This is a genomic window from Acinetobacter sp. AHP123 (assembly GCF_023757925.1).
Lineage (GTDB): Bacteria > Pseudomonadota > Gammaproteobacteria > Pseudomonadales > Moraxellaceae > Acinetobacter > Acinetobacter oleivorans.
Genome location: NZ_CP092454.1, coordinates 1,480,168 through 1,505,956, shown reverse-complemented (window position 1 = coordinate 1,505,956; position 25,789 = coordinate 1,480,168). Strand labels below are relative to the sequence as shown.

Below are 25,789 nucleotides of genomic sequence, written 5' to 3'. Positions count from 1 at the left end.
TATTTCCCCAATTAATTCGGACAGCTGGTTGCCGATTTATCGTAAAAAACGATGCCATCTTTTTGCACATAAATATAGGATTTTAAAGTGTTATCTGAAGTATGCTGAAATACAAAACATAAGTTTGTAGTTGCTGTAGATTGTCCCTGACGGTTATACGTAATACTTGCAGCACCCGTGTATTTCTCAACGCGGCTCGAAGGGATCCATTTTTTATAAAAGGTTGTCACGCTACTATCTAAAGCCAACACTCGATTAGTTTGTTTAAATACAGCTTCTGAACGAGTTTCAGCCAGCAAGTTAACAAAATTACTAGTATCAACGGTCAATTCATTTTTACGGATCGTTTTAGTAAAAGACGGCGCAGCCATCATCGCGATAATAGCCATTACTGCAATCGTCACCATGAGCTCAACCAAGGTGAACCCTTCTTGTGGAATAATTCCCCTCATCCCCAGAACCCCAAATAAACTTAAGAATTTTTTATTTATTATTTAAATTTTACGGCTTAGATTTACAAAACAAATACAAAGCAGATAAAGGGTATAAAAAAACAGATAACTGTCATATCAACAATTATCTGTTTACTATTTTAAAATCAGTATGTTAAATAAGTCACATTTTATGCTTGAGTCACATGAATACGTAATTCTTTAGGAAGACTAAAGGTTATATTCTCTTCACGTCCATCTAATTCTTTAGGTGCTTGCGCGCCCCAGTCTTGTAAACGTTGAATTACTTGCTTAATTAGAATTTCTGGTGCTGAAGCACCCGCTGTCACACCAATTTTACAAGTTTCATTGAACCATGACTGCTCTAACTGGTCAGCATTATCTACAAGGTAAGCAGCTTTGCCCATACGCTCTGCAAGCTCACGTAAACGATTTGAATTTGAAGAGTTAGGTGAGCCTACAACCAACACCACATCACACTGTTCCGCCAAGTCACGTACAGCATCTTGTCTGTTTTGAGTGGCGTAGCAAATATCATCCTTACGCGGACCTTGGATCTGAGGAAATTTTGCACGTAAAGCATCAATAACTTTAGCTGTATCATCAATAGATAAAGTTGTTTGAGTTACAAATGCAAGTTTTTCAGGATGTCTTACTGCAAGCGCAGCAACATCAGCTTCATCTTCAACTAAATAAATGTCACCACCCTTCAATTTATCATATTGGCCCATTGTTCCTTCAACTTCTGGATGTCCTTCATGACCAATTAAAATGGCTTCAGTACCTTCTCGTGCATATTTAGTCACTTCAATATGAACTTTAGTAACTAAAGGACAAGTTGCATCAAATACTTTTAAACCTCGGTGCTCCGCTTCTTGCTGAACAGCTTTTGAAACACCGTGAGCACTAAAAATTACAATTGAGTCATCCGGAACCTGATCTAGTTCATCAACAAAAACCGCCCCTCTTTGACGTAAGTCATCAACAACAAATTTATTGTGTACAACCTCATGACGTACATAAATAGGAGGGTTAAAACATTCTAAAGCCCGATTGACGATTGCTATGGCTCGATCAACACCGGCACAAAAACCACGCGGATTAGCTAACACAATTTCCATAACAGCCTCAAAATTAATAAAACAGGGGAATTTCTCTTGAATATTTGCAATTAAAACTATTCAGTTTAAACGCACGGTACACTACAATAGCGAAGATATTTTATCATATCAGGAAAAATATCATGTCGGGTCTATTGTTTGTCGTTTCTGCTGCATCAGGAACGGGCAAAACATCTTTGGTGAAAGCCCTGCTTGACCGTGTGAGCAATTTACATGTTTCAGTCTCACATACTACCCGAGGTCAACGTCCCGGTGAATTAGATGGTGTTCACTATCACTTCACTACAAAAGATGAATTTCTAGACCAAGTCAACCATGACGGTTTTATTGAATACGCTGAAGTATTTGGTAATTACTATGGCACTTCTCAAGCAACTGTAAAACAACAGTTAGCTCAAGGACACGATGTTCTACTTGAAATTGATTGGCAAGGTGCAGAGCAAGTTCGCAAACTTTTTCCTGAATCCAAGCAAATATTTATTTTACCGCCAACACAGTTTGACCTTCGTCAGCGTTTATCTAATCGCGGCACAGACTCAGTTGAAGTCATTGAACATCGCTTAAGCTGTGCAGTTGAAGATATGCAGCATTACACGAACTTTGATTACATCATTATTAATGATGACTTTAATAAAGCCTTACATGAGATTGAAGCTGTGATCACAGCAAACCGTCTAGTGCTATCTCAGCAAGCGAAACGTTATCAAACATTAATTCAAGACTTGATTACTCCTCAACCAAAACAGGAATAACTTGAGTCTAGATCGAAAGCCTTTTATACTGTTTAGTCTGTTCAAATTCACCATTCCAAAACGAGAACTTTTATGGCACGCGTCACCGTTGAAGATTGTTTAGATCATGTAGACAACCGTTTTGAGCTTGTGCTCGTTGCAAGTAAACGTGCTCGTCAATTGGCACGTCAAGGCATGGAGCCAACTGTAGAATGGGATAACGACAAACCGACTGTAGTTTCTTTGCGCGAAATCGCGGCAGGGCACGTTACGAAAGAAATTCTTAAGCAACGTGAACAAGATTATCAAACTTCTAGTCTTGATCTTGCTCTTTCTACAAACAGCTTGAATTTAGAAGGTTTTTCTTTCTAATTAATTCTGTTTCATAAAAAAACCATCGTTTTTCTGCGGTGGTTTTTTATTTGGCTTTGTCTTGAATTTAAAGATATTGAAAAAAGCAATTATTTTCATTGAAAAAAAAATACACTTTTTCAAATGAAAAAATTGACAAGTTCCGCAATATGCTTTTCATTAAGAAGTAGATAGATTTAGTTTTTCAGTATTAGGAAAAAGGGTGATTTATGCCAGGCGAAGAGGTCAGCCAAGCCAAGCAACAGCTTAAATTGATTATCGACCCTTACTTATCGGTAAGTGAGGTCGAGAAAGTGCTTGCTGCCTGTGATTTTGCCGATCTAGCGCATACTGGCATCACACGTAAAAGTGGTGAACCTTACATTCTGCATCCAATTGCTGTCAGCTGTATTCTTGCGAACATGCGCTTAGATGCTGAGACTTTAATGGCAGCTCTTTTGCATGATGTTATTGAAGATACTCAATATACAAAAGAAGATATTACTGAAAAATTTGGCCTGACGGTTGCCGAGCTAGTTGACGGCGTAACAAAACTTAGCCAATCAAGTGATAAAGAATATAACAAAGCCGCCTCATTCCGAAAAATCCTGCAAGCGACCCTACAGGACCCGCGTGTCATTATTATTAAATTAGCTGACCGCTATCATAATATGACTACTCTAGGTGCTTTACGTCCAGATAAACGCGCTCGTATTGCTCAAGAAACTCTTGATATCTTTGTGCCAATGGCAAGATTAGTCGGCATGAATGAAATGGGTGATAATCTAGAAAATCTTTGTTATCAAAATCTTGATCTTGATATGTTTGATAACGTGCAAAATGCACTACGTCTAACCAAACCAGAGCGATGTAAATATCAAAGTATCTGGGAACAAAACCTCGCTGAACTTCTTCATAATTATCATATTCAAGGCCGTATTAAAAAGAAAAACAACAATATCGAATTATTACGCCATTTCGTTAAAAATGAGATGGATTTACAAGAACTTACCCACAGCCATGCTTTTGAAATCGTTTTACAATCAATTGCCGACTGTGACCGCCTAGTTGATGCTTTAAGAGAAAACTTTCAGGTCATTCAATATAAAGACCATATCCGTCGTCCGCTACCGGGCGGCAACCAGTCTTTATTAATTAAGCTCAAAGGCGAAAAAACCACACTCTCTCTTACTATTCAAACCGAGCTTATGCGTAAAGCTGCTCGGTTTGGGGTAGTGCTTGGTGAAAATGCACCACAAACTTGTCGTTCGGCTATTCAGGCTTCAATGCAAAATCTGAATACGCTCATCGATGGAGAATGTGCAAAAACGACCTTCAATGATTTATTAGATTACTTACACCAAGAAAAAATTTGGGTTTACACTCCACATGGTCAGCTCCACGAATTACCACAAGGTGCTACCGTAGTTGATTTTGCTTATTCAGCCAGTTTATTTTTAGGTAACCATGCCGTTGGTGCAAAAGTAGATGGCGAGATTAAACCACTATCGACACCATTAATCAGCGGTCAGGTTATTGAAGTTATTACGGATGTTTTAGCAACACCAAATCCAGACTGGTTAAGTTTTATTAATACGCAAAAAGCTCGCCGTGCCTTACAGCATGTCCTTAAAGATCAAGATATTGAAGAACAACGTCTTGTCGGTGCACAAGCACTTTCTCGAGCACTGAAACTATTTAACCGTTCGATTAACGATCTCTCTGAAGCCGACTGGTTAGATTTACTTCAATGGCGTCACATCGATAATAAAAATACATTGTTTGAACAAATTGCTGTTGGCGACCTACTACCTCAACTTGTGGCTAATCACTTATTTGCTCATGACAAGCATCCACAAGTGGAAAATTCAGATCGACTCATTCAAAGTACTGAAGGTATCGACGTTAAATATGCGCATTGCTGTAATCCAGTTTTGGGCGACCCAATTCAAGGACATTTAACACGTCGTGGGTTAATTGTGCATCGTATCCGCTGCCATAACTTGCTACATGAACAACATCTACATCCTGAAAATATTATGCCGCTTCAATGGAAAGCAGATGACGTAGATGATGTTCGTTTTACAGCCTACCTCGCTATAGAAATGGCAATGAATGATGAGCAGGTATCAGACCTGATCTATCAATGTCGTAAAAATAATGCAGGAGTAGAAATGGTTCACTCAAATGAGCAAAGAACTTTTGTTAATATTGTGGTGAACAACCGCAAACATATTGCAAAAGTCATCCGTGACTTACGTATGCATTATGGTTTTCCACGTATTGAGCGTTTGGATGCACCTAATCCACAGATGGAAATTTCAAAAGTAAGTTAAGTCTTTACAAGGGCTATTGGTCAGATTTATGTTTCTTTAACAAAATCAAACTTTCCAAATCCACTTAATCAATTAAATCGATGATACTTTTGTCCAAAGCGATCATCGATTATGATGAAATGAGATTTAATCAAGGAGAACCAAATGTCCCGCCAAGTAATTCATACTGAAAATGCCCCTGCTGCTATCGGCACATACTCTCAAGCCATTTTAGTAGATAATACATTATATCTTTCGGGGCAAATTGGTTTAGACCCATACAGTATGGAACTTGTAGAAGGTATTGAAGCTCAAATTCGCCGTGTATTTGATAATTTAAAAGCAGTTTGTGAAGCTGCCGGCGGTTCTCTAGCAGACATTGCCAAGCTCAATATTTTTCTAACTGATTTATCAAACTTCCAACTTGTAAACCAAATTATGGGTGAATATTTTGCTCAACCATATCCTGCACGTGCAGCTCTTGGTGTAGCAAGTTTACCAAAAGGTGCTTTAGTTGAAATGGATGGTATTGTAGTTATTAATCAATAAGATATAGAAATACATTAAATATTTTCCGTTAAATTCTTAACTGTAAATCATGAACCACCTTTGTATAAAATCTGAACATAACTCAGATTTCCGCTCAGGTGGTATTTTTTTATCCAAATTCCCAATAATAATAAATGAGATTTTAAATGAATTTCATTGACAAACGATAATAATTATCAATAATATCAATTATCGCATTTATATTTGGGGATCACTCCCATGTACGTTTGCTTGTGTCGTGGCATTACCGATCAAGATATTAAAGACGCTGTTGAAAATGGCGCAGAAAGCTATCGCGAAATTCGTGATTTGCTTGATCTTGGTACTTGCTGTGGACGCTGTGCACCAGAAGCACGTGCTATTATTAATGAAGAATTAGCAGAAATCGCTGCTCGTATTTCTGTAGCTGCGTAAAAGATTTATAAAAATTTAATAGTATTTATTAGCTCCTCCACCGCTTTTTGCGGAACGTTAATAGTTCCTCATTCAAGCGGTTTTTTTTGGTTGGAAACTCTCCTTTTCTAATATTGTGTTGTTTTTGATTGCGATTTTCATTTGCTGTTCTATAAATTACTCGCTATATCAGTGTTTGTTCACTAGAATGGTTCTATAGATTGCCTTAATTGAATTAAGGCAGAAATTGTTTTGGAGTAGCTACAATGAAAGGCAATCGTGATGTCATTAATCAGCTCAACCAAGTGCTGTATCATCATCTAACTGCAATTAATCAATACTTTTTGCATTCACGCATGTTTAATGATTGGGGAATTGAGCAGCTTGGCTCTGCTGAATATAAAGAATCCATTCGCCAAATGAAGCATGCAGACAAAATTATTGAACGTATTTTATTCTTGGAAGGTTTACCTAATCTTCAGCACTTAGGCAAACTTTATATTGGTCAACATACAGAAGAAGTTCTGCAATGTGACATTCGTAAAGTGAAAGAAAATATAGAAGCGATTCAAAAAGCAGTTGCACTCGCTGAAACAGAACAAGACTATGTGACGCGTGATCTTGTTCAAGAAATTTTAGAAAAAGAAGAAGAATATTGGGACTGGTTAGATACTCAAATTGACCTTATCGGCAGCGTTGGTATTGAAAATTACATCCAGAGTCAGATGTAATTTCTCATGAAAAAATCCCCTTGAATACAAGGGGATTTTTTATTACTTTTCTTTTAATAACTCTGGTAGCGTTATTTTTTGCTTATAGAGATGCTGTAAAATAAATATTTGCTGCTCTGCTTGCTCTACTTTTCCATTATAAGCTAGTAATTTTGCATATTTACGTAAGTTATAGGGAGTAGGTTTATTCTTTACGAAATTTTCCCAATGAACTAAGTCAGCTTCGGGTAATGCAGTTTCAGAATTAAGTTCAATCCATTTTAAACGCTCTTCAAATTGCGTTAAAACAAAAATCTTACTGCTTCCCATAAATTCAGCATTTGGACGCTTATTATTAAAAAGCAAATTACTATTTAGAACATACACATTGTAATCACGTAAGATCGCAATAATCAGTAATAAACTTACAACCCATATTAAGCGGAGAAGTTGTTTATTAAGCACAATTCCTTTGAGCACTGGACTCTGTGCTTGCACAACACCAAGTAAAAAACCACAAGTAAGTAAGAAATAAGCATAGCGCTGTGGGAACTCTAACATGGCATGAGTAAGCACGGTACATACCATCATAATCGCTACAATCGAGATGGTATTTTTAGCTTGTTGATTCAGCCAAAGAAACCAACACGTAAAGTAAGCAATGATTACAGTAGCTAATGGAATACCATTCCAGATAATTAAATCAAGTAACACATTATGGGCACTAGTCGTCCACTCTCCTGTGGGAAAAGCATGATAAACAGTAATTTGTGCCACACTGGTTTGATTCCAGCCATATCCCCACCAAGGGTGCTGCTGCACAGCAAGTAACATTTGCGACCAGATATTAAAACGTAAATACCCAGAGCTTGCTCGTTCCACCAAAGTGCTTGCTTCGGTTACATTTGTACTTGACCATGCCTCAATTAGATTTGTTACAAAGGGTAGAATCCCCCCTGCAACTACAAAAAAACCTAAACACCACAAAAGACTTTGAATAACTCCAAAACGTTTTTGCTGTTTAAATTGCTTAAACACCCAATATATGAATAAAAATGGGAAAACAATCCATGAGGTACGTGATTGACTCAATGCAACCGCGAACAAAATAATCAGTGCTGAAGGTAAGAGCAACCAAAGTGTTACTTTATTTTTTTCATATAAATATAAACATCCTAATAATCCAATAATTAAAAACGTTGCCATATTATTAGGTTGACCGAAGTTCGCGTAAGGACGGTTACCAATCAGATGAAGCATATGAACAAAATGTGACTCGATATTTAACCACTGGCAAATTGCAATGAAGCTACTAGCAACAGATACAATAATTACGAGTAAGCTAAAACCCGAAAAAATTTGATCTCGCTTTTGTTGATCTAAAGACAGATTGTAACCAGCCAAGACCATAAACCAAAAACCTAGAAAGTAAAATGAACTCAATAAGGCTGTGCTCAGATCAAAAACTAAACCAAAACCCCACTGCACTATGGGAATTAAAGTAAATGGCAGCAACAATAGCTGTGCTCTGGGAATTTTTATATTTTGCTGAATTAGGGCGGCTAATACGCATAATCCAGCCCCAAAAGTACTCACTTCACTCGAGAACATAACCCAAGGGCTATAGTGAAATGGAGATAACCATGCAAAACCTAACAGAATTGCAGCGAGGAATAGGAAGAATACTTGCATAGTGACAGGTTAGAGGCTAAAACTTGAAAGAATTATACATGGAAGCCTTAAAAAAATTGTAACTACGCCCATTTATGTGATCAGTACCTCTAAACCTTACAGCAGAATAAATTAAGGAAGTTGTGTAGTTGAGACTAAATGCTCTGTACCACCATAAAACCAAAAATTTGGTGCCATCCGTCCAACATAACTCGCACATCCCCAACAAGTTAAGTCTTGTCCTAGATACATGATCGTAATATATAAAAATAAAGCCCCCCATAAACTGATAAGTATTTTTGTCATTGGATTATAAGACTTTAAATTAATAGCTAATTTCATTTGAGAAAAAGCAAATGCCAAAAATAATATACAGGCCATTTGTGAAGCAGGATAAACCATACTTCCCGAGAACATCGCATCAATTAAAATTGCCGCAACACCAGCTTTTGCAATAGGTAAAACACTCTTATCTAAGAATAATCTAATAACTTGATATATCATCCACACTAAACAAATACAACCAACTAACCCCCACTCAAAAATTAACCTTAAATATAGGTTATGCATGTGATGTCCATATTTGTATTGAATTTTTGAAAGATAACCTCCTCCTACTCCAGACCATGGCTGTTCTTTCCATTGTTCAAAAACAAAACTCCACATCTCTGCACGCAATGATGTACCCGTTCGTATTACAGTCATTGTATTTTTATCAGCTAAATAAATAGTACTTTTATAAACCAAAAAAGCGAAAAAAATATAAATACAGCTTTGCAAAATAAGCTTTCGATTTTCTTGAGAGTATATAAAGAAGACTAATAGCCCTATCATTACAGCAAGTAAGGCTGATCTAGCACCATCAAAAAACCATGCAAGTGCAAAAAAGAAAATAGCAATCGGATAAAAGTAATGAATATATGGATAATTTTTAATTCTTAAAAAAATCAGAAAAAAGAAAAAGGGGACTATAACGCTGTCATAAATTCTAATTGACCCAGAATTAAATTGCCAATTAAACCATTGTTTATAATAAATAAAATTAATAATAGAAGTTGGAAAAAATAGACACGGGATAAATACTGAGACTAACATTAGTGCTAAATAATGTTCTATTTTCTCTAGATCCCTTAATTCATCTATTAAAGCAGCTAATATAGAAAATAACGTTATTGCAGAAAAGAGTTCCTGATATTGAAAAATGCTATAATTGATCAATTGCAGAGTAGTTAAAACACTTATAAGAAAAAAAGAAACTTTTGTAAAAATAGAATATTCTATTTTTCTTGTGAAAATTAAAATAAATAAAGCGCAAAATGCTAAAGGAAACTGCAATAAGCGAAGCTCATCATATTGAAACCTAGATAAGCCAACTTGGTATCCCGATAAGGCTACAATGATATATATTGTACTTAATATAAACAAAATATTTTTTTTTGACATATTTATTTTCTTCAATAAAAAAGAGAGGCCGAAACCTCTCTTGTCATCATTATTTACTATTAAGAACCAGCAACAGTTAATGAGTTAGGTAAATATTTATCAGCAATAGTTGTACCAGAAGCTGCTTTACTTAAAACACCATTATCATTAGTTTGCAGAGCAAGAACTTTAGCAGCAATTTTACTTGAAACACCCGTAGTTTTAAATGTATAGGTAATACCACATACGAGGTTATTTGCCGCTGCAGTACCGCTTATAGTCGTAATAGTAGCTGTACCATATTTACCTGTTACAGTATCCGTCCCAGCTACAGCTGCCGTCGCACCATTGGCAAAACAAGAATTGCTTTGAAGATTAGTTTGAATATTTGTTTTCAAACCATCAGCAAGAGTCAGTGGCTCTGAAGCTTGAGATTTAGCAATATAATCCTGATAAGCAGGAATCGCAATTGCCGCCAAAATACCAATAATCGCAACCACGATCATAAGTTCAATTAATGTAAAACCTTTTTGTGCATTCATAGCCTTTTCCCCAAAGATTGTATGTATGTTTTTATATAAGCTTTTTTAGCTCTCAACTATATAGCAGCATTCATGCCAACTTTTATTTTACTTATAAAACAAAAACTTATATTAATTTTAAAATTTACTTCATCTAAAATCACTGTAAATAAATGACAAAAATCGTCACATAACTTTTCGCTATAACAAGTCACACATCGAAAAAAGTAAACAAAACTTATCAAACTTTATATTTGTTTTTGTGAGCAAATTCTCTTTAAAAATAAATAAATAGGTGACATTTTTTGTCAGCCATCTTAAGAAATGAAAACTTAAAAAATTATGAGATATAGAACTTTTAGAAAATAACTTAATTAATAATAATTGGAGCATTTCCCAATTCATTTGATTGATCTGGCATGTTTTCATCATAAAAATGTGACAATACCTCTCCAATTTGCTGCACACCCATCACGACAGCTTGTTGATATTGTTTTTGTTTAAGTTTTTGAACGATAGACTCACAAATCTGCTGCCAGACCTGATCATTGGTCGCATTTCTAATACCTCGGTCAAATATAACTTCTACAGTACGTTCACATAAATTTAGGTATAACAATACGCCGCTATTTAATGCAGTATCCCAAACGCCCAATTCTGCAAATAACTGCTGTGCTCTTAAACGTGTGTTTTGTCTATAGGCTTGTGAACATGGAATATGGCCTTCAATTACCACCTGTATCTCGCCAACATGTCCATGTTCTGCTCGCTGTACAGCATCGGCAATAATTTGCTTATCTTGTTTTGAAAAATAACGGCTACTGGCTGGGAAATAACATAAATGTTTAAACCAACGTTTTAGACTTGGCTCTACAGATTCCTCAATTTTTGGCTGAGTAATAATTTGTGTTGTTTCTGATGTTGTTACCATGAGCCTGAAGCACCTCCACCGCCAAAACGACCTCCACCACCACCATAGCCTCCGCCACCACCACCGAAGCCTCCTCCACGGCCACCGCCGCCAGAACCACTCAGAATGGCCTGTAAAATAAGTTGGGCAATAGAAGTAATGAGTAAAAAGAAGATTCCAAAACCAAGTAATAAGCTAGTCACTAGACCTGCGCCATTTACAAAACCTGCTACCGCGGCAGCAACACCTGCAGTAGATGCACTAAGAGGTCGTCCTACAATAAATGAACCCACAATTCCAGCAACAAGAATAAATAAAGCCATTGTCAGGGTTGTCTGTTTAGCTTGTTGCTCTTCCGCAGCTTGATGTTGGCGTTCTTTTAAATCTTGAGCAGCTTGCTGAGCGACTTCTGGGTCAAGATTTAAAATCCTTCCAATTTCATCAAGACCTGCATTTAAACCTTGTGCATATTGGGCTTGTTTAAAATAAGGTGTAATTTGGTTTCGAATAATCCGACTTGCGACAATATCAGGCAATACGCCTTCTAAACCGTATCCAGTTAAAATTTGTATGCGTCGATCATTTACCGCAACTGCAATGAGCAGTCCATTGTCCCGTTTAGCTGAACCTAATTGCCACTGCTCACCCACTCGTAATGCATAATCAAAAATATCTTCTTGGCCCGTAGTCGGAACAATAACGACACCAATTTGCGCTTTGCCTTGTTGGTATAAACTTAGAATTTTTTGGTCAAGCTGCTGTTTCTCAGCTGCACTTAAAATGTTAGCTTGATCAATAACAGGCTGATTTAAAGTTGGCAAACCACGAATTGCTTCACCTTCTGCCATATCGTTAGAGACTTTAGGCGAAGCAGCAACACTTGAAGCAGCTTGTTCACCTGTCTTAGACGCAGTGGCTTGATTTTGCTGTTTTTGAATGATTTTGCCCGCTACTATTGTGTCAGTCTCGTCAGTAGCAGTTGCAATATTACTTTCACTCCATGCCGTATTCTGAAAAAGGACACCACAACAGAGCAAAATTAAGGTCGCAATAAAGACCTTAATTTGCTTAGACTGAAGCAATATAATATTTCTCATACAGCACTCCTTTGATTTATTAAATTAATCAAAAGAAACTTTTGGAGCCTGTTGTGCAGAAGCTTCTGCAGAGAAATTGGCTTTAGGATGCATACCAATTACTTTTGCGGTCACTGCTTGCGGGAACTGGCGTACATATCCATTGTAATCTTGCACTGTTGTAATATAACGATTACGGGCAACTGCGATACGGTTTTCTGTACCCTCAAGCTGAACTTGTAATTCTTGGAATTGAGTATTGGCTTTCAAATCCGGGTAATTTTCAGACACAGCAATAAGTCGAGATAATGCCCCTGTTAATTGACTTTGAGCCTGTTGATATTTTTCAAGTAAAGCTGGGTCTTCTAAAACTTCTTTATCAACTTTTAAACCCGCAACATTCGAGCGAGCCTGTGTCACTTCAGTTAATACTTGCTCTTCATGTTTAGCATAACCTTTTACTACATTGACAAGGTTTGGCACCAAATCTGATCGACGTTGATATTGGTTTTGTACTTCAGACCACGCTGCTGTCACAGCCTCATCTTTTACTTGTAGAGTATTATAGCCACATCCCGAAAACAGTAAGGTGCTGGCAAGTGTTGTTGCAATCGCTAATTGTTTCAACATTTTCATCGTCACATTATCCTCAAGTTTTTCTTTATATTTTTGACCTCTTTACCCGATTGTATGATGAATTTGGCATTATTGTGTTGCTTTTATTTTATTGATTTTTAAAAACCGGATTTTTAAATCCGGTTTTCTATTAACTTAATCTTTGATGTTTTTCTTGTTGAAAACTTGCCATTTGGTATTCTTCTGCTAAAGAACTTTTCCAGTAATCGACCATCTTGTCGTAATCCTTTTGACTAGGATGAAAATCTTTTTTGTAATATGCAAAGTATTCAGGCATTAATTGGACAAGCATCTTTATCAGCAAATATGACCCAAATAAATTACCTCCGATTTTAGGTAAGCTGTTCCATTTATCTTGCCAAAATAAACGAGTTGTCCCATAAAAAGCCAGGCTCGCAAACCCAGTAGTGACGCTACGCATGAGTAAACGACGAATACGGTCATCTCCATATACATGTTGATAGACATCGAAAGCGACTGAACGATGTTCAATTTCTTCAATCGCATGCCATACCCAAAGTTTTAACGCATCTTGATCTAACGTTTTTAACAATTCTGGATGTTGTAAAACATATGCTCCAAGGAGAGCTGTAAAATGTTCAAAAGCACAGGTAAGAGCTAATTGCAGCTTAGGTGGAATCGTTCTTAAATATTTATCCCGCTCATTCAACCAATTTTGAAAACTGTCCAGATTATAATCATCACGACGCCAAGCTTCATTAAACTCGCCATGCGCTTTTGAATGCATAGCCTCCTGTCCAATAAAAGCTGCAATTTGCGCTTGTAATTGAGGATCTGAAACTTTATCACGCACATTACGTACGCTATTTACAAAAAATTGCTCACCTACTGGAAACGTTGATGAGAGTGCAGTTAAAAAATGAGACATGAGGGGTGAATTTGCAAAATAGTGCCGCTTGATCGCCTTTGGATTAAATTCAAGACGACGCACTGTAATACCCAACGCTTTTCGACGATTTAAATATGATTTTTCTGCCGTCATACCTGCGATGTTCATACTCAACACCTATTGTATTGAAGAAGGAAGTTTTGAGTATGTCGTGAGCTTAAAAAGCTAAAAAGGGCAAAAAAGCTTATTATATTTGCCAAAAACATCAAAGTGACTAATGGTAGACAATAAAAAAGCCTACTTGAAGTAGGCTTTTTTGCGTGTTTTAACACATTAATTTATTAAACACCTAGGTAATCCAAAATGCCTTCAGCAGCTTGACGGCCTTCCCAAATCGCAGTCACGACTAGGTCTGAGCCACGCACCATATCACCACCAGCAAAGATTTTCGGGTTTGATGTCTGGAATTTGAATTCTTGTTTTTCAGCTGCGACAACACGACCTGAACCATCAAGATTAATATTCGCGTTACCAAACCAATCCGCTGGGCTTGGGCGGAAACCGAATGCAAGTAAAACAGCATCGGCTGGTAATACTTCTTCAGAACCTGGAACTGGTTCAGGACTACGACGGCCACGACTATCTGGTTCACCCATTTGTGTCGTTACCACTTTTACGCCTGTCACTTTGCCATTTTCACCAACGATTTCGATCGGTTGACGATTGAATAGGAATTTTACACCCTCTTCATAGGCATTTTTTACTTCACGTGCAGAACCCGGCATGTTGCTTTCATCACGACGGTATGCACACGTTACATCATGAGCGCCTTGACGTAATGAAGTACGGTTACAGTCCATCGCTGTATCACCACCACCAAGTACAATCACCTTTTTACCATCTAAGCTGATGTACTCACTTGGATCTTTTTCCCAACCTTGGCAGCGGTTCACGTTAGAGATTAGGAAATCAAGAGCATCATAAACGCCATTAAGATCTTCACCCGGGAAACCACCCTTCATGTAGGTATAAGTTCCCATACCCATGAACACCGCATCATATTCTGCTAGTAATTCATCAATGGTTACATCTGTGCCAATTTCAGTATTTAAACGGAATTCGATGCCCATACCCGTGAAAATTTCACGGCGGCGTTTCATCACATCTTTTTCCATTTTAAATTCTGGAATACCAAATGTAAGTAAGCCACCAATTTCAGGACGCTTGTCGAATACAACTGGTTTAACACCACCGCGAGCTAGAATATCCGCACAGCCTAAACCAGCAGGGCCAGCACCAATAATGGCAACTTTTTTGTCAGTCCATTTTACGCCTGACATATCTGGACGCCAGCCCAAAGCAAAGGCTGTATCATTGATATATTTTTCAGCATTACCAATGGTTACTGCACCAAAACCATCATTTAAGGTACAAGCACCTTCACATAAACGGTCTTGTGGGCATACGCGACCACACACCTCAGGTAGTGTGTTCGTTTGATGACAAAGCTCAGCAGCTTGGAAAATTTGGCCTTCAGCGATGAGTTTTAACCAGTTTGGAATGTAGTTATGTACAGGACATTTCCATTCGCAATATGGGTTACCACAACCTAAACAACGGTGAGTCTGATTAGTAACAGTTTCCGATGTAAATGGCTTATAAATTTCCACAAATTCTGCTTTGCGGACAGTAATATCTTTTTTCTCTGGATCTTGGCGTGCTACATCCAGAAATTGAAAGTCATTATTTAGGCGTTCTGCCATGTCTCTCTCCGTGGGTAGGCGCGGTTTTCACTGTTATCCGCACCTGCCTATGTCGTTGCAGTCGTGGAATTATTGTGGATCAGCTTGTGTTGTTTTCAAAAGCGTTTGTAAATTAGCAGCCTTTGGTTTCACAAGCCAGAATTTACGGCTGTAGAAATCGAACTCATTGCGGATTTTATAAGCCCAGGCACTACCTGTTTCTTTAATATGCTCATCGATAATACGCAACAAGAACTCTTTATGATCTTCCATAGATTCTGTTGAAATACGATTTAAATCAATCAATTCGTGGTTGTAGTAATCTACGAAGTCATTGTCCAGGTCAAGTACATAAGCAAAACCACCAGTCATGCCCGCGCCAAAGTTATGGCCTACTTTACCAAGTACAGTCACAACACCACCTGTCATATATTCACAGCAGTGATCGCCAGCACCTTCAATTACAGCAAATGCACCAGAGTTACGAACTGCAAAACGCTCACCCGCTGTACCCGCTGCAAAAAGCTTACCGCCAGTTGCGCCATACAAACAGGTATTACCAATAATTGCTGTGTTTTGGGTTTGGAAAGGTGAACCTTTTGGTGGGAAAATTGAGATACGACCACCTGCCATACCTTTACCCACATAGTCATTTGCATCACCTTCAAGACGGATGTGTAAACCACCTGCGTTCCATACACCAAGTGACTGACCAGCTGTACCAGTTAAGTTCATCACTACTGGATGTACTTCCATACCTAAGTTGCCATAGCGACGAGCAATTTCACCAGACACACGAGCACCGATCGAGCGGTCACAGTTCACAACATTGAAGTTGAACTGACCACCTGCACTTGATTCAATTGCAGGAAGCATTTCAGCAACCATTTTCTCAGCTAACACACCTTTATCAAATGGTGCATTCCCTTGTACTTCACAGTACTGCGCTTTACCGTCAGCAGATGGATGAGAAGTTAACAATGCACTTAAATCTAGGTGAGCATGTTTTTCAGTTTCACCCGGTAATACTTCGAGTAAATCAACACGACCGATTAAGTCTTTCAATGAAGACACACCTAATGCTGCCAACCATTCTCGTGTTTCTTCCGCAATAAAGTGGAAGAAATTGATGAGCATTTCTGGTTCGCCAATGTAGTGCTCTTGACGTAAGTGATCTTGTTGAGTTGCAACGCCAGTCGCACAGTTATTTAGGTGGCAAATACGTAGATATTTACAACCTAATGCAATCATTGGTGTTGAACCGAAACCAAAGCTCTCAGCACCTAAAATTGCTGCCTTGATCACATCAAGACCCGTTTTTAAGCCACCATCAGTTTGCACACGTACTTTGCCACGTAAGTCATTTACACGAAGAGCTTGATGCGCCTCACTTAAACCTAACTCCCATGGAGAACCCGCATGGTGAATTGATGAAAGTGGAGATGCAGCTGTACCACCGTCATAACCAGAAATGGTAATGAAGTCTGCATATGCCTTCGCAACACCAGCAGCAATCGTACCTACACCCGGTTCAGATACCAACTTCACAGATACCATTGCTTGCGGATTAACTTGTTTCAAGTCAAAAATTAACTGAGACAAATCTTCAATTGAGTAAATATCGTGGTGCGGTGGAGGTGAAATCAGTGTTACACCCGGCACTGAGTAACGTAAACGTGCAATTAAACCATTTACTTTACCACCCGGTAACTGACCGCCTTCACCTGGTTTTGCACCTTGAGCAACTTTAATTTGCAATACTTCAGCAGAAGTTAGATATGCAGGCGTTACACCAAAACGACCAGATGCGATCTGTTTGATTTTCGAGTTACGAATTGTGCCGTAGCGAACAGGATCTTCACCACCTTCACCAGAGTTTGAACGACCACCAATCGTGTTCATCGCAATTGCAATAGCTTCATGGGCTTCTGGAGAAAGAGCACCTAAAGACATCCCTGCCGAGTCAAAACGAGGCAAGATTTCTTCAACTGATTCAACTTGCTCAACTGGAATCGAGTTCGTTGTTTTTAACTTAAATAAGTCACGAATAGTCGCTACTGGACGGTTATTCACCAGCTCAGCATATTCTTTAAAGTGTTCGTATTTACCTGAGCGAACCGCTTTGTGTAATGAGTTAATCACATCTGGGTTAAACGCGTGATATTCTTTATCAAATACGAATTTAAGCAGACCACCTTGATCAATTGGTTTACGATTTGACCATGCTGTAGCAGCTAATTTTTTCTGGTCTTTTTCAAGATCAGCAAATGTTGCACCCTGAATACGACTTGGAACACCCAAGAAGCACTGATCTACAACTTCAGATGATAAACCCACTGCTTCAAATAGCTGACCACCACGATACGAAGCAACGGTAGAGATACCCATTTTTGAAAGAACTTTTAATAAGCCTTTCTCAATACCTTTACGGAAGTTCGCTTGAGCATGGATTGGATCACCTAAAAGCTCACCTTTCGCAATCAAATCATTAATTACGTCATATGCAAGGTATGGGTAAACAGCGGTTGCACCGAAACCTAGTAATACCGCAAATTGGTGCGGATCACGTGCAAAACCAGTTTCAACCATGATGTTTGCATCAGTACGTAAACCAGTTTTAATGAGGTAATGATGTACTGCACCTGTTGCAAGTGCTGCGTTTGCAGGCAAGAAACCTTGGCGAATATTTTTATCAGTTAAAACAATTAAAGTTTTACCGTCACGAACCGCTTGCGCCGCTTCTTCACAGATACGTGTAATCGCAGCTTGCAAACCTTCTTCTTCAGCATAGTTCAAATTGATGTCAACAGACGCATAGCCTGCACGATCAATACTACGGATTTGCTGCATTTTTGAGTTAGACAGAACAGGGCTCGAAATAATGATTCGATCTGCGTGCTCTGGACCTTGCTCAAATACATTCTGCTCACGGCCTAAACAGGTTTCGAGCGACATTACAATCGATTCACGTAGTGGATCAATTGGCGGGTTTGTTACTTGCGCAAATTGTTGACGGAAATAATCAGTCACATGGCGTACTTGACGAGACAATACAGCCATTGGCGTATCATCACCCATAGAACCTACAGCTTCCTGACCACTTTCAGCAATAGGACGCAACAACTGGTCGCGCTCTTCAAATGTCACCATAAACATTTTTTGAGCTGCTTTTAAAGCATCACCAGTTAAACCTTGATCAACTAATTGTTCTTCAAGTTCAGGGTTAGCATTGAGGCGAATTGCATGATCACGTAACCACTCACGGTACGGACGCATGTTTTTCAAATGAGTACTAACATCTTTAGTATCAAGTACTTTACCTGTTAAAGTATCAACTACTAAAATTTGACCAGGGCCTACGCGACCTTTAGAAATAACATCTTCAGGCTCATAACCCCACACACCAATTTCAGATGCCAAGGTAATGTAATCATTTTTGGTAATAACCCAACGTGCAGGGCGTAAACCATTACGGTCAAGCATACAAATAGCATGACGACCATCTTGAATTACTAAACCTGCTGGACCATCCCAAGCTTCCATATGCTTAGAGTTGAACTCATAGAATGCACGTAAGTCTGCATCCAAAGTTTCAACGTTTTGCCAAGCTGGTGGCACAAGCATACGCAATGCACGGAATAAATCCATACCGCCACCAACCAAGATTTCAAGCATGTTATCTAAGCTTGAAGAGTCTGAACCAGTACGGTTCACAATTGGGTTAAGCTCAGTTAGGCCTGGTAACAATGGGTTTTCAAATTTAGGCGTACGTGCCAATGCCCAGTTACGGTTTGCTGTAATAGTGTTGATTTCACCATTATGCGCAAGGTAACGGAATGGTTGAGCCAAAGGCCAACGCGGTAAAGTGTTGGTCGAGAAACGTTGGTGGAACACCACGATATGTGATTTTAAACGTTCGTCTGCCAAATCTGTATAGAACTCAGCAATTGCAGCCGGCATCATCAAGCCTTTATAGCTGATCACTGTCGAACAAAGCGTAGTCACATAGAATGACGGATCATTTTGTAATTGTTGTTCTGCACGACGACGTGCCAAAAATAGTTTACGGTTAAACTCAACTTCAGTTACACCCATTGGACAGTTCACAATGACCTGTTCAAAAGCAGGTAAAGATTGAAGTGCAATTTCACCTAGTGCATCGTTATTTGTAGGGACAACACGCCAAGCCAATACGCGTAAGCCATCAGCCTCAATTTCTTTAGTTAAAATATTTTTAGAGTGCTGTGCTAATGCCGGATCGACATTTAAAAATACCGTTCCTACAGCAAAAACTTCGCTAAGTGTAATATCGCTTAGTTTTTTTGCTTCATCACGGAAAAATTGCTTTGGCATCGCCAATAATAAGCCGCAACCATCTCCCGTCTTGCCATCTGCGGCAATACCACCACGGTGCGTCATGCAACTTAAACTGTGAATCGCGGTTTCTACAAGATGATGACTTGATTCACCCTTCATATGGGCAATCAGTCCAAAACCACAGTTATCCTTAAACTCATCAGGTTGATATAAACCTTGAGCGGGAGCTACAGTATTAGGCGATGGCATGTGCATAGCGTACCCTTCTTTCAATAAGGCTCTTTCGAGCGTCAAACAAACAACTTATTTCTGCGATATTGCCTACGGACGATAGTTAGCTCAATGTTTCGCAAAAAAAAATTTTGGGCTGATAAGCCAATATACGCTGTTCCATTTTTACGTACACTGGTTTTTGCTAGAAAAATGTTTTGACTTATTTCGCACTCTTTTAAAGCAGCTCGACCCCACGACTCTGCATAGACTTCACTCTTTAGAGCGCCAAAATAGTTAGCAGTACATTAATAAGCACAAGAATAAAGCAAAAACTATGCCAATATAATTTTCGTAGCTTAAGTGTTTATATTTCTTAAAAATAGATGAGTTTTATTCAGGCTATCATTTTAATAAATGACCAAATATGCACCACACTTGATCAAAAATTATATATATCTTTTGTTATTGCACTATATTTGTGCACATTATTCTTATCCTTAGTTCCCTCTTGTGCCCTCATTTGTTGCATTTTTAGGAGTAGCTTCAATTTCACGATTTTGCTGAGTCTTTTTAGAAGCATCTGCAGAATTCGACTGGTGTACATCCACAACATTTCCTTCAGCATCTCGGCGAATAATGGTCGTCCGGGTTGTAGAGTTCGTTGCTGGAGCAGTCACTTTCGGCTGCGTACTTATCATACCGTTTACACCTGCACCCATGAGCAAAGACTCATCAATTTTAGGCAATGCAGCTGGACGTAAACGCACTTCATAAGTTTGGCTAATTCCACCTTTCATTTCATCTGCACCCAAGTCATTAACTAGTGGCACATAAGTAGAAAATTGTTGTGGTTGTGGCTTAATTGATTCAGGCAAATCAAGATTCAGTTGCGTTAACTGCTGAATTGCATCTTCAGAACGCTTAAATACACCATATGTCAAAACATATTGCTCAGACTGCTTCTCTCCACTTAATCGGAAGTAGATAAATTTATTCCGGTCTGAACGATTCTTTAAAAAGTTTTTAATAATATCTTCGTCAGATGCCCGGAATAGCTCAAGCGTCCACTGTTTCTTGTTTTCGTTAATAAATTTTGTACCACGGAACTCTGCTTCATGCTGACCTGAAGCAACCGTGCGAGTCGTTAAATCAAGAGGCCTAACTTCATCAGCTAAAGCCCCTAAGTTAGCCGTTGTTGCTACTTTTTCTGGCTGAATTTGCACAGGTGCTTCTGAATCGGCAGCTTTTTCAACTTCTACAAGCTTCTTGCTATCCGTCATTACCCAGAAAAGAAAAGCCAGAAACAAGCAGACGATACCACCCACCAACCAGATATATTGTTGAACATTCTGCCAAAGTGTACGTGATACAGTCATGTGTTACCTTAATTTATTATCCGTGTTGATTTGCCAAAATAGCTTGTTTCATGAATTCAACATCAAAGTCTTTAGTAATTACCGCTTGTCCAAGTTGCTTTAACAACACTAAACGTAATTGACCATTGAGGACTTTTTTATCATGTGCCATATATCCAAGGAATTCATCCAATGGAATTTTTGGACATGATATCGGCAAATTAGCGCGTTGAATAATTTTTTTTGTACGCTCTACATCATCACTTGAAATCCAGCCTAAACGCTGTGATAAATCAGCTGCCATAACCATGCCGGTAGCTACTGCTTCGCCATGCAACCAAGTTCCATAACCCAGATAAGATTCAATAGCATGCCCAAACGTATGACCTAAGTTGAGTAAGGCTCTTTCGCCTTGCTCTTTTTCATCGTTTGCAACAATACGGGCTTTATGAGCACATGAACGATAAACAGCTTCTGCTAAAAGATCAGCATCTCGCCCAATCAACCCATCCATATTTTGTTCTAACCAAACAAGAAAATCAGCATCGCCTAACAAGGCATATTTAATGACTTCTGATAATCCAGCAGACAACTCTCGATCCGGTAAGGTGTTGAGTTGAGCCATATCAGCCAAAACAACTTGAGGTTGCTGAAATGCACCAAGCATGTTTTTACCCAGTGGGTGATTAATACCAGTTTTACCACCTACACTTGAATCTACTTGTGAAAGGAGCGTAGTTGGAACCTGAACAAAATAAACGCCGCGCTGAAAACATGCCGATGCAAAGCCAGCCATATCCCCAATCACACCGCCGCCTAAAGCTAAAACCGTACAATCTCGGTTAAAACCAGCTTCAAGAAGTGCATCAAAAATTAAATTTAAATGTTGAATATCTTTATATTTTTCACCATCGGACAAAATACATGTAGCTACAGTTTTACCCAAACTTTTTAATGCTTCTTGATAGTGAGATAAATATAAAGGTGCGACCGTTTCATTACTCACAATCATGACCTGTTGACCATGAATATAAGGTTCAAGCAACTGTTTAGGATCAAGTTGACTGCCAATAAAAATAGGATAACGGCGTTCGCCTAATTCAACATGTAAAGTTTGCATGAGTTTATTAAACCACGAGTAAGTTTGGCTATTTTAGCGTGTTAGACAAAATAAGTTGCAGAATCTTTTGAGCAAGATCGCGTGCAGCACCCTGATTGGTTTCAATCGTGTAATGAGCAACTTCACGATATAAAGGATCACGTATTTTTAACAAATCTCGCAATTTTTGTTCAGGGTTTTCAACTTGTAATAGAGGTCTGTTTTTATCGCGATAAGTTCGTTGTAATTGTAGTTCCACTGGAGTGTAAAGATAAACAACAATACCACGCTGCTTTAGGAACTCACGATTGGGTGCTTGAGTAATCGCACCGCCGCCTGTTGCTAAAACTAAAGCCTTGCGGGAAGTTAACTCATTCAACACTATGGTTTCACGAGCACGAAATCCGAATTCCCCTTCTTTTTCAAAAATCCAAGGAATAGTAGCCCCTGTTTTGCGTTCAATTTCATGATCACTATCTAAAAATTCACGCCCTAATATTTCGGCTAAATGACGTCCAACGGTTGTTTTTCCTGCCCCCATGGGCCCCACCAAATAAATATTTGGCAGGGTTTCAAACGCTTTGCTTGGCAAGGCGCCACCTATTTCAATTGCTTTCATTAAAAAATATATTAATGATTTCTCACCAAAGTGTCATTAACAATTCGTGGAGTAACGAAAATCAGTAACTCTTGTTTATCATCAGATTTCACATCTTTTCTGAATAAATGCCCAAGTACAGGAATATCACCAAAGAAAGGAACCTTAGTTTGTGAGTTAGACGTAGTCTGCTCAAACACCCCTCCTAAAATGACCGTTTCACCGTTATTAACCAATACATTTGTATTAATATTATTTTTATTTAAAATTAACTCACCGTTAGGGGCTTCGCCTGCTACAGAATCCTTAGAAATATCTAATTTCATTTGAATTTTACCATCAGGCGTAATACTTGGAGTAACATCCAAGCTTAGCAGCGCATCTTTAAAAGAAGTAGTAGCGGTAGTACCCGTACCAGAAGTAACAGCAGTTTGATAAGGAACTTGCTGACCTGTCGCAACTTTGGCAGTTTGCTTATCTGTAGTCATGACTTTCGGTGTTGAAATAACTTCACCATAACCATCGGCTTGTAATGCAGAAAGTTCTAGATCAAGCATAAAATCAGACATACTAATTAAACTAAAAGCTATGCTACTTGCTCCAGCTGATGTAACACCCAAATCAACGTTTAAATTATCTGGACGTTCAATCGTATATTTATAGCCACCCGTTGTACTGTCTTTTTCTGGCTTCCTTAAATTCCACAAGGTTGTTTCACTACCACCAACCAGCAAGTTATTATTGTTGGTAATCCCTTGTGATAATATCCCCCACTTAACGCCAAGCTCTTTTGTAAAAGAAGTAGAAGCTCTTACAATCCTCGCTTCAACCATGACTTGTTTGACCTGCACATCCAGCAAATCAACCATTTTACGGATTTTATCAATATTTTGGGCGGTATCATTGATAATCAAAGTATTAGTACGCGTATCAGCCACAGCACTACCGCGTGAACTTAGTAAGCTCTCCAACGCAAGAGAATCCGAGTTTGCAGTACGATTCGCAACCGCCCCCTTACCATCACGAGTATCTTCAATTAGCTTAAGTACATCCGCTGCTTTCGCATAATTCAAACGAATATAATCGGTTTGGATCGGCGCTAACTTAATCGTTTGTGCTAAAGCTTTTGCCTCATCATCTTCGGCTTTAATCAACTCTGCAACAGGAGCAATCCAAATAACATTACCATTTCTGCGTTTATCTAAATTTTTAGTCTTTAAAATAATATCAAGTGCCTGATCCCACGGAACATCTTTCAAGCGCAAAGTAATATTACCCTGAACACTATCGGCGGCTACCATATTGATGCCAGTAAAATCGGCAAGTAACTGTAGAACTCTACGAACTTCAATATCTTGGAAATCAAGAGAAAGCTTATTACCAGAATAATTAGATGGCTTAGATGAAGAACCTACACTTTTGTCCTGCGGACGCTTTAAGCTAATGGTGAGTTTATTTTCCGCTTGATAAGCCATATATTCATAGCTACCAGTAGATTGGATCGTAATAACGCCATTGCCTTTTTCGTTATAAGATTCAATGGTAGAAACAGGAGTTGCAAAATCATTCACATTTAAACGTTTAGCTAAATGTGTGGGAATTTTAGAGCCCAGAGTTCTCACTACGACTTTGCTACCTTGCTGCTGAACATCAACAGGGGTATTACTTCCCAATAAATCAATAACAATTAATCCTTCACCTTGACCACCGCGCTGAAAGCCAATATTTGAGACACCTTGCGGTTGTACTGTAGTGGTTGGTAAAGGCTTAATAGCTGCTTGAGCTGAATTAATCTTTAGGATAAAAGTATTGCCTTCAATGCGCGTTGTAAACGCACCTGCCTCTTTTAAATTTACAGTTAAACGTGAGCGCTGATCATCAGAACTTACATCAACTGTGCTTGCTTCATTTGTACCAATTGCCACTTTTGACTGTGTTAAAGTTTGCTGAGCTTTATTAAAATCCAAAATCAAACGTGAAGGATTTTCAAGTTGATATGCCTGTGGTTGTGGTGGCAAACCATTAAACATAACTCGAATTTCTGTACCCTGACCTGCAATTTGCGTTGGTACAATATTGGTCATGCTGACCTGTGCAGAGGCAACCTGCACAAGTGCAATGGCTACAGCCCCCATAGAAAACTGACGGAATACGTGATTCATTGTCTGACCATCCCCAATTAAATAATCTTTAAAAATACTTTTTCTTTCTTATTCCCTAAATTTTTAGGGTGCGGGCCCAATGAGCACTAAGGTTCTTGGTCTCTCCACATAGCCTTCGCGCCCATCAGGGACAATCTCCACCAGATCAATCTGGGTTGGACCAATATGGGTAATACGCCCTTGGTTCATCCCGATATAGTTCCCCACCTGTACCCGTTCAATTTGCTGATCGGGTGATTGGATAAGAGCCAATACTTGCCCGCGGTTATTACGTATGCTTCCTTTCATGTTTAAGGATTCTAATGCATAACTTTCTAGAGGCTGAGGTGCACGTGAGAAATTCGGATATACCCGTTTTCCTGCCATAATTTTGAGCTCAGCAGCAAGTGAGCTTGGTAAAAATGGACTCTTTAGCTGATGAGCCGCATAGTTAAATTGTGGCACAGGCGTGAAAACAGGTGCTGGATCTATCGGTTGTGGTGGCTGATTACGTATATTTGCCATTTGCTGATTTACAGCATCGATTCTCGAGTCACATCCAACTAAAACTAAACATGCCAAAATAGAAAAAGAAATTTGCTTAAGCTTCATTGTA

The 25,789-nt window shown here is 38.8% G+C and carries 22 protein-coding genes and 2 pseudogenes; 8 read left to right on the top strand and 16 right to left on the bottom strand.

Annotation, left to right across the window (positions count from 1 at the left end; all coding sequences use genetic code 11):
* Window positions 1-11: 11 nt before the first annotated feature.
* Window positions 12-452, bottom strand: coding sequence for a pilus assembly FimT family protein (locus MJX77_RS07165; protein WP_252061039.1), 441 nt, complete (start codon window positions 450-452; stop codon window positions 12-14).
* Here MJX77_RS07165 and MJX77_RS07160 point away from each other — a divergent pair.
* Window positions 358-610: pseudogene (locus tag MJX77_RS07160) on the top strand (hypothetical protein); the annotation flags it as partial. The gene MJX77_RS07165 and the pseudogene MJX77_RS07160 sit on opposite strands and share 95 nt — an antisense overlap.
* A gap of 12 nt (window positions 611-622) precedes the next feature.
* Here the strand turns inward: MJX77_RS07160 and ispH are convergent.
* Window positions 623-1,573, bottom strand: a complete 951-nt coding sequence (gene ispH, locus MJX77_RS07155; RefSeq protein ID WP_252061038.1) for a 4-hydroxy-3-methylbut-2-enyl diphosphate reductase — start codon at window positions 1,571-1,573, stop codon at window positions 623-625.
* Between the two features lie 122 nt (window positions 1,574-1,695).
* Here ispH and gmk point away from each other — a divergent pair, with 122 nt between their 5' ends.
* The 7 genes and pseudogenes from gmk to bfr all read left to right on the top strand — a co-directional run bounded on the left by gmk (window position 1,696) and on the right by bfr (window position 6,643).
* Window positions 1,696-2,325: a guanylate kinase gene (gene gmk / locus MJX77_RS07150; protein WP_004789787.1), complete on the top strand. Its 630-nt coding sequence runs from the start codon at window positions 1,696-1,698 to the stop codon at window positions 2,323-2,325.
* 72 nt (window positions 2,326-2,397) lie between these two features.
* Window positions 2,398-2,676 carry a DNA-directed RNA polymerase subunit omega gene (rpoZ, locus tag MJX77_RS07145; RefSeq protein WP_002116990.1) on the top strand — a complete coding sequence of 93 codons (279 nt, stop codon included), beginning with the start codon at window positions 2,398-2,400 and terminating at the stop codon, window positions 2,674-2,676.
* Between the two features lie 80 nt (window positions 2,677-2,756).
* Window positions 2,757-2,846 (top strand): annotated as a pseudogene (locus MJX77_RS07140) (hypothetical protein); the annotation flags it as partial.
* A 39-nt stretch (window positions 2,847-2,885) separates the two neighbouring features.
* Window positions 2,886-4,991: a RelA/SpoT family protein gene (locus tag MJX77_RS07135; RefSeq protein ID WP_049837437.1), complete on the top strand. Its 2,106-nt coding sequence runs from the start codon at window positions 2,886-2,888 to the stop codon at window positions 4,989-4,991.
* A gap of 144 nt (window positions 4,992-5,135) precedes the next feature.
* Entirely contained in the window at window positions 5,136-5,519 is a 384-nt protein-coding gene (gene ridA / locus MJX77_RS07130; protein WP_004789789.1) for a deaminase RidA, read from the top strand.
* A gap of 219 nt (window positions 5,520-5,738) precedes the next feature.
* Window positions 5,739-5,933, top strand: coding sequence for a bacterioferritin-associated ferredoxin (locus MJX77_RS07125; protein WP_004789790.1), 195 nt, complete (start codon window positions 5,739-5,741; stop codon window positions 5,931-5,933).
* A gap of 245 nt (window positions 5,934-6,178) precedes the next feature.
* Window positions 6,179-6,643 (top strand): heteropolymeric bacterioferritin subunit Bfr, encoded by a 465-nt coding sequence (gene bfr, locus MJX77_RS07120; protein ID WP_000678123.1) that lies wholly within the window; start codon window positions 6,179-6,181, stop codon window positions 6,641-6,643.
* A 42-nt stretch (window positions 6,644-6,685) separates the two neighbouring features.
* Here the strand turns inward: bfr and MJX77_RS07115 are convergent, their stop codons facing one another.
* From MJX77_RS07115 to MJX77_RS07050, 14 genes are all read right to left on the bottom strand, one after another.
* On the bottom strand, window positions 6,686-8,314 hold the full coding sequence (locus tag MJX77_RS07115) for a PglL family O-oligosaccharyltransferase (RefSeq protein ID WP_252061036.1): 1,629 nt from the start codon (window positions 8,312-8,314) through the stop codon (window positions 6,686-6,688).
* 111 nt (window positions 8,315-8,425) lie between these two features.
* The gene (locus MJX77_RS07110) at window positions 8,426-9,736 is read right to left on the bottom strand and encodes an O-antigen ligase family protein (RefSeq protein WP_252061034.1); all 1,311 of its coding nucleotides are present in this window, start codon (window positions 9,734-9,736) and stop codon (window positions 8,426-8,428) included.
* A gap of 59 nt (window positions 9,737-9,795) precedes the next feature.
* Complete coding sequence (locus tag MJX77_RS07105) at window positions 9,796-10,257, bottom strand: pilin (protein WP_252061032.1); 462 nt, start codon at window positions 10,255-10,257, stop codon at window positions 9,796-9,798.
* A 349-nt stretch (window positions 10,258-10,606) separates the two neighbouring features.
* Window positions 10,607-11,167 carry a TPM domain-containing protein gene (locus MJX77_RS07100; protein ID WP_107880561.1) on the bottom strand — a complete coding sequence of 187 codons (561 nt, stop codon included), beginning with the start codon at window positions 11,165-11,167 and terminating at the stop codon, window positions 10,607-10,609.
* Window positions 11,161-12,243 (bottom strand): TPM domain-containing protein, encoded by a 1,083-nt coding sequence (locus MJX77_RS07095; protein ID WP_252061030.1) that lies wholly within the window; start codon window positions 12,241-12,243, stop codon window positions 11,161-11,163. Before MJX77_RS07095 ends, MJX77_RS07100 begins: the two co-directional genes overlap by 7 nt.
* A gap of 24 nt (window positions 12,244-12,267) precedes the next feature.
* Complete coding sequence (locus MJX77_RS07090; protein WP_252061027.1) at window positions 12,268-12,858, bottom strand: LemA family protein; 591 nt, start codon at window positions 12,856-12,858, stop codon at window positions 12,268-12,270.
* A 130-nt stretch (window positions 12,859-12,988) separates the two neighbouring features.
* Window positions 12,989-13,876, bottom strand: a complete 888-nt coding sequence (locus tag MJX77_RS07085) for a metal-dependent hydrolase (RefSeq protein ID WP_013196702.1) — start codon at window positions 13,874-13,876, stop codon at window positions 12,989-12,991.
* A gap of 173 nt (window positions 13,877-14,049) precedes the next feature.
* Complete coding sequence (locus MJX77_RS07080) at window positions 14,050-15,471, bottom strand: glutamate synthase small subunit GltD family protein (protein ID WP_004789801.1); 1,422 nt, start codon at window positions 15,469-15,471, stop codon at window positions 14,050-14,052.
* Between the two features lie 69 nt (window positions 15,472-15,540).
* Window positions 15,541-20,016: a glutamate synthase large subunit gene (gene gltB, locus MJX77_RS07075; protein ID WP_171067762.1), complete on the bottom strand. Its 4,476-nt coding sequence runs from the start codon at window positions 20,014-20,016 to the stop codon at window positions 15,541-15,543.
* A gap of 461 nt (window positions 20,017-20,477) precedes the next feature.
* Window positions 20,478-21,356: a hypothetical protein gene (locus MJX77_RS07070; protein WP_252061025.1), complete on the bottom strand. Its 879-nt coding sequence runs from the start codon at window positions 21,354-21,356 to the stop codon at window positions 20,478-20,480.
* A 16-nt stretch (window positions 21,357-21,372) separates the two neighbouring features.
* Window positions 21,373-22,455 carry a 3-dehydroquinate synthase gene (gene aroB, locus MJX77_RS07065; protein WP_252061022.1) on the bottom strand — a complete coding sequence of 361 codons (1,083 nt, stop codon included), beginning with the start codon at window positions 22,453-22,455 and terminating at the stop codon, window positions 21,373-21,375.
* A gap of 28 nt (window positions 22,456-22,483) precedes the next feature.
* A complete protein-coding gene (gene aroK, locus MJX77_RS07060) occupies window positions 22,484-23,053 on the bottom strand; it encodes a shikimate kinase AroK (RefSeq protein WP_004789808.1) in 570 nt (189 codons plus the stop codon).
* 11 nt (window positions 23,054-23,064) lie between these two features.
* Window positions 23,065-25,194: a type IV pilus secretin PilQ gene (locus MJX77_RS07055; RefSeq protein WP_252061018.1), complete on the bottom strand. Its 2,130-nt coding sequence runs from the start codon at window positions 25,192-25,194 to the stop codon at window positions 23,065-23,067.
* Between the two features lie 63 nt (window positions 25,195-25,257).
* A complete protein-coding gene (locus MJX77_RS07050; RefSeq protein ID WP_042895464.1) occupies window positions 25,258-25,785 on the bottom strand; it encodes a pilus assembly protein PilP in 528 nt (175 codons plus the stop codon).
* Window positions 25,786-25,789 lie beyond the last annotated feature (4 nt).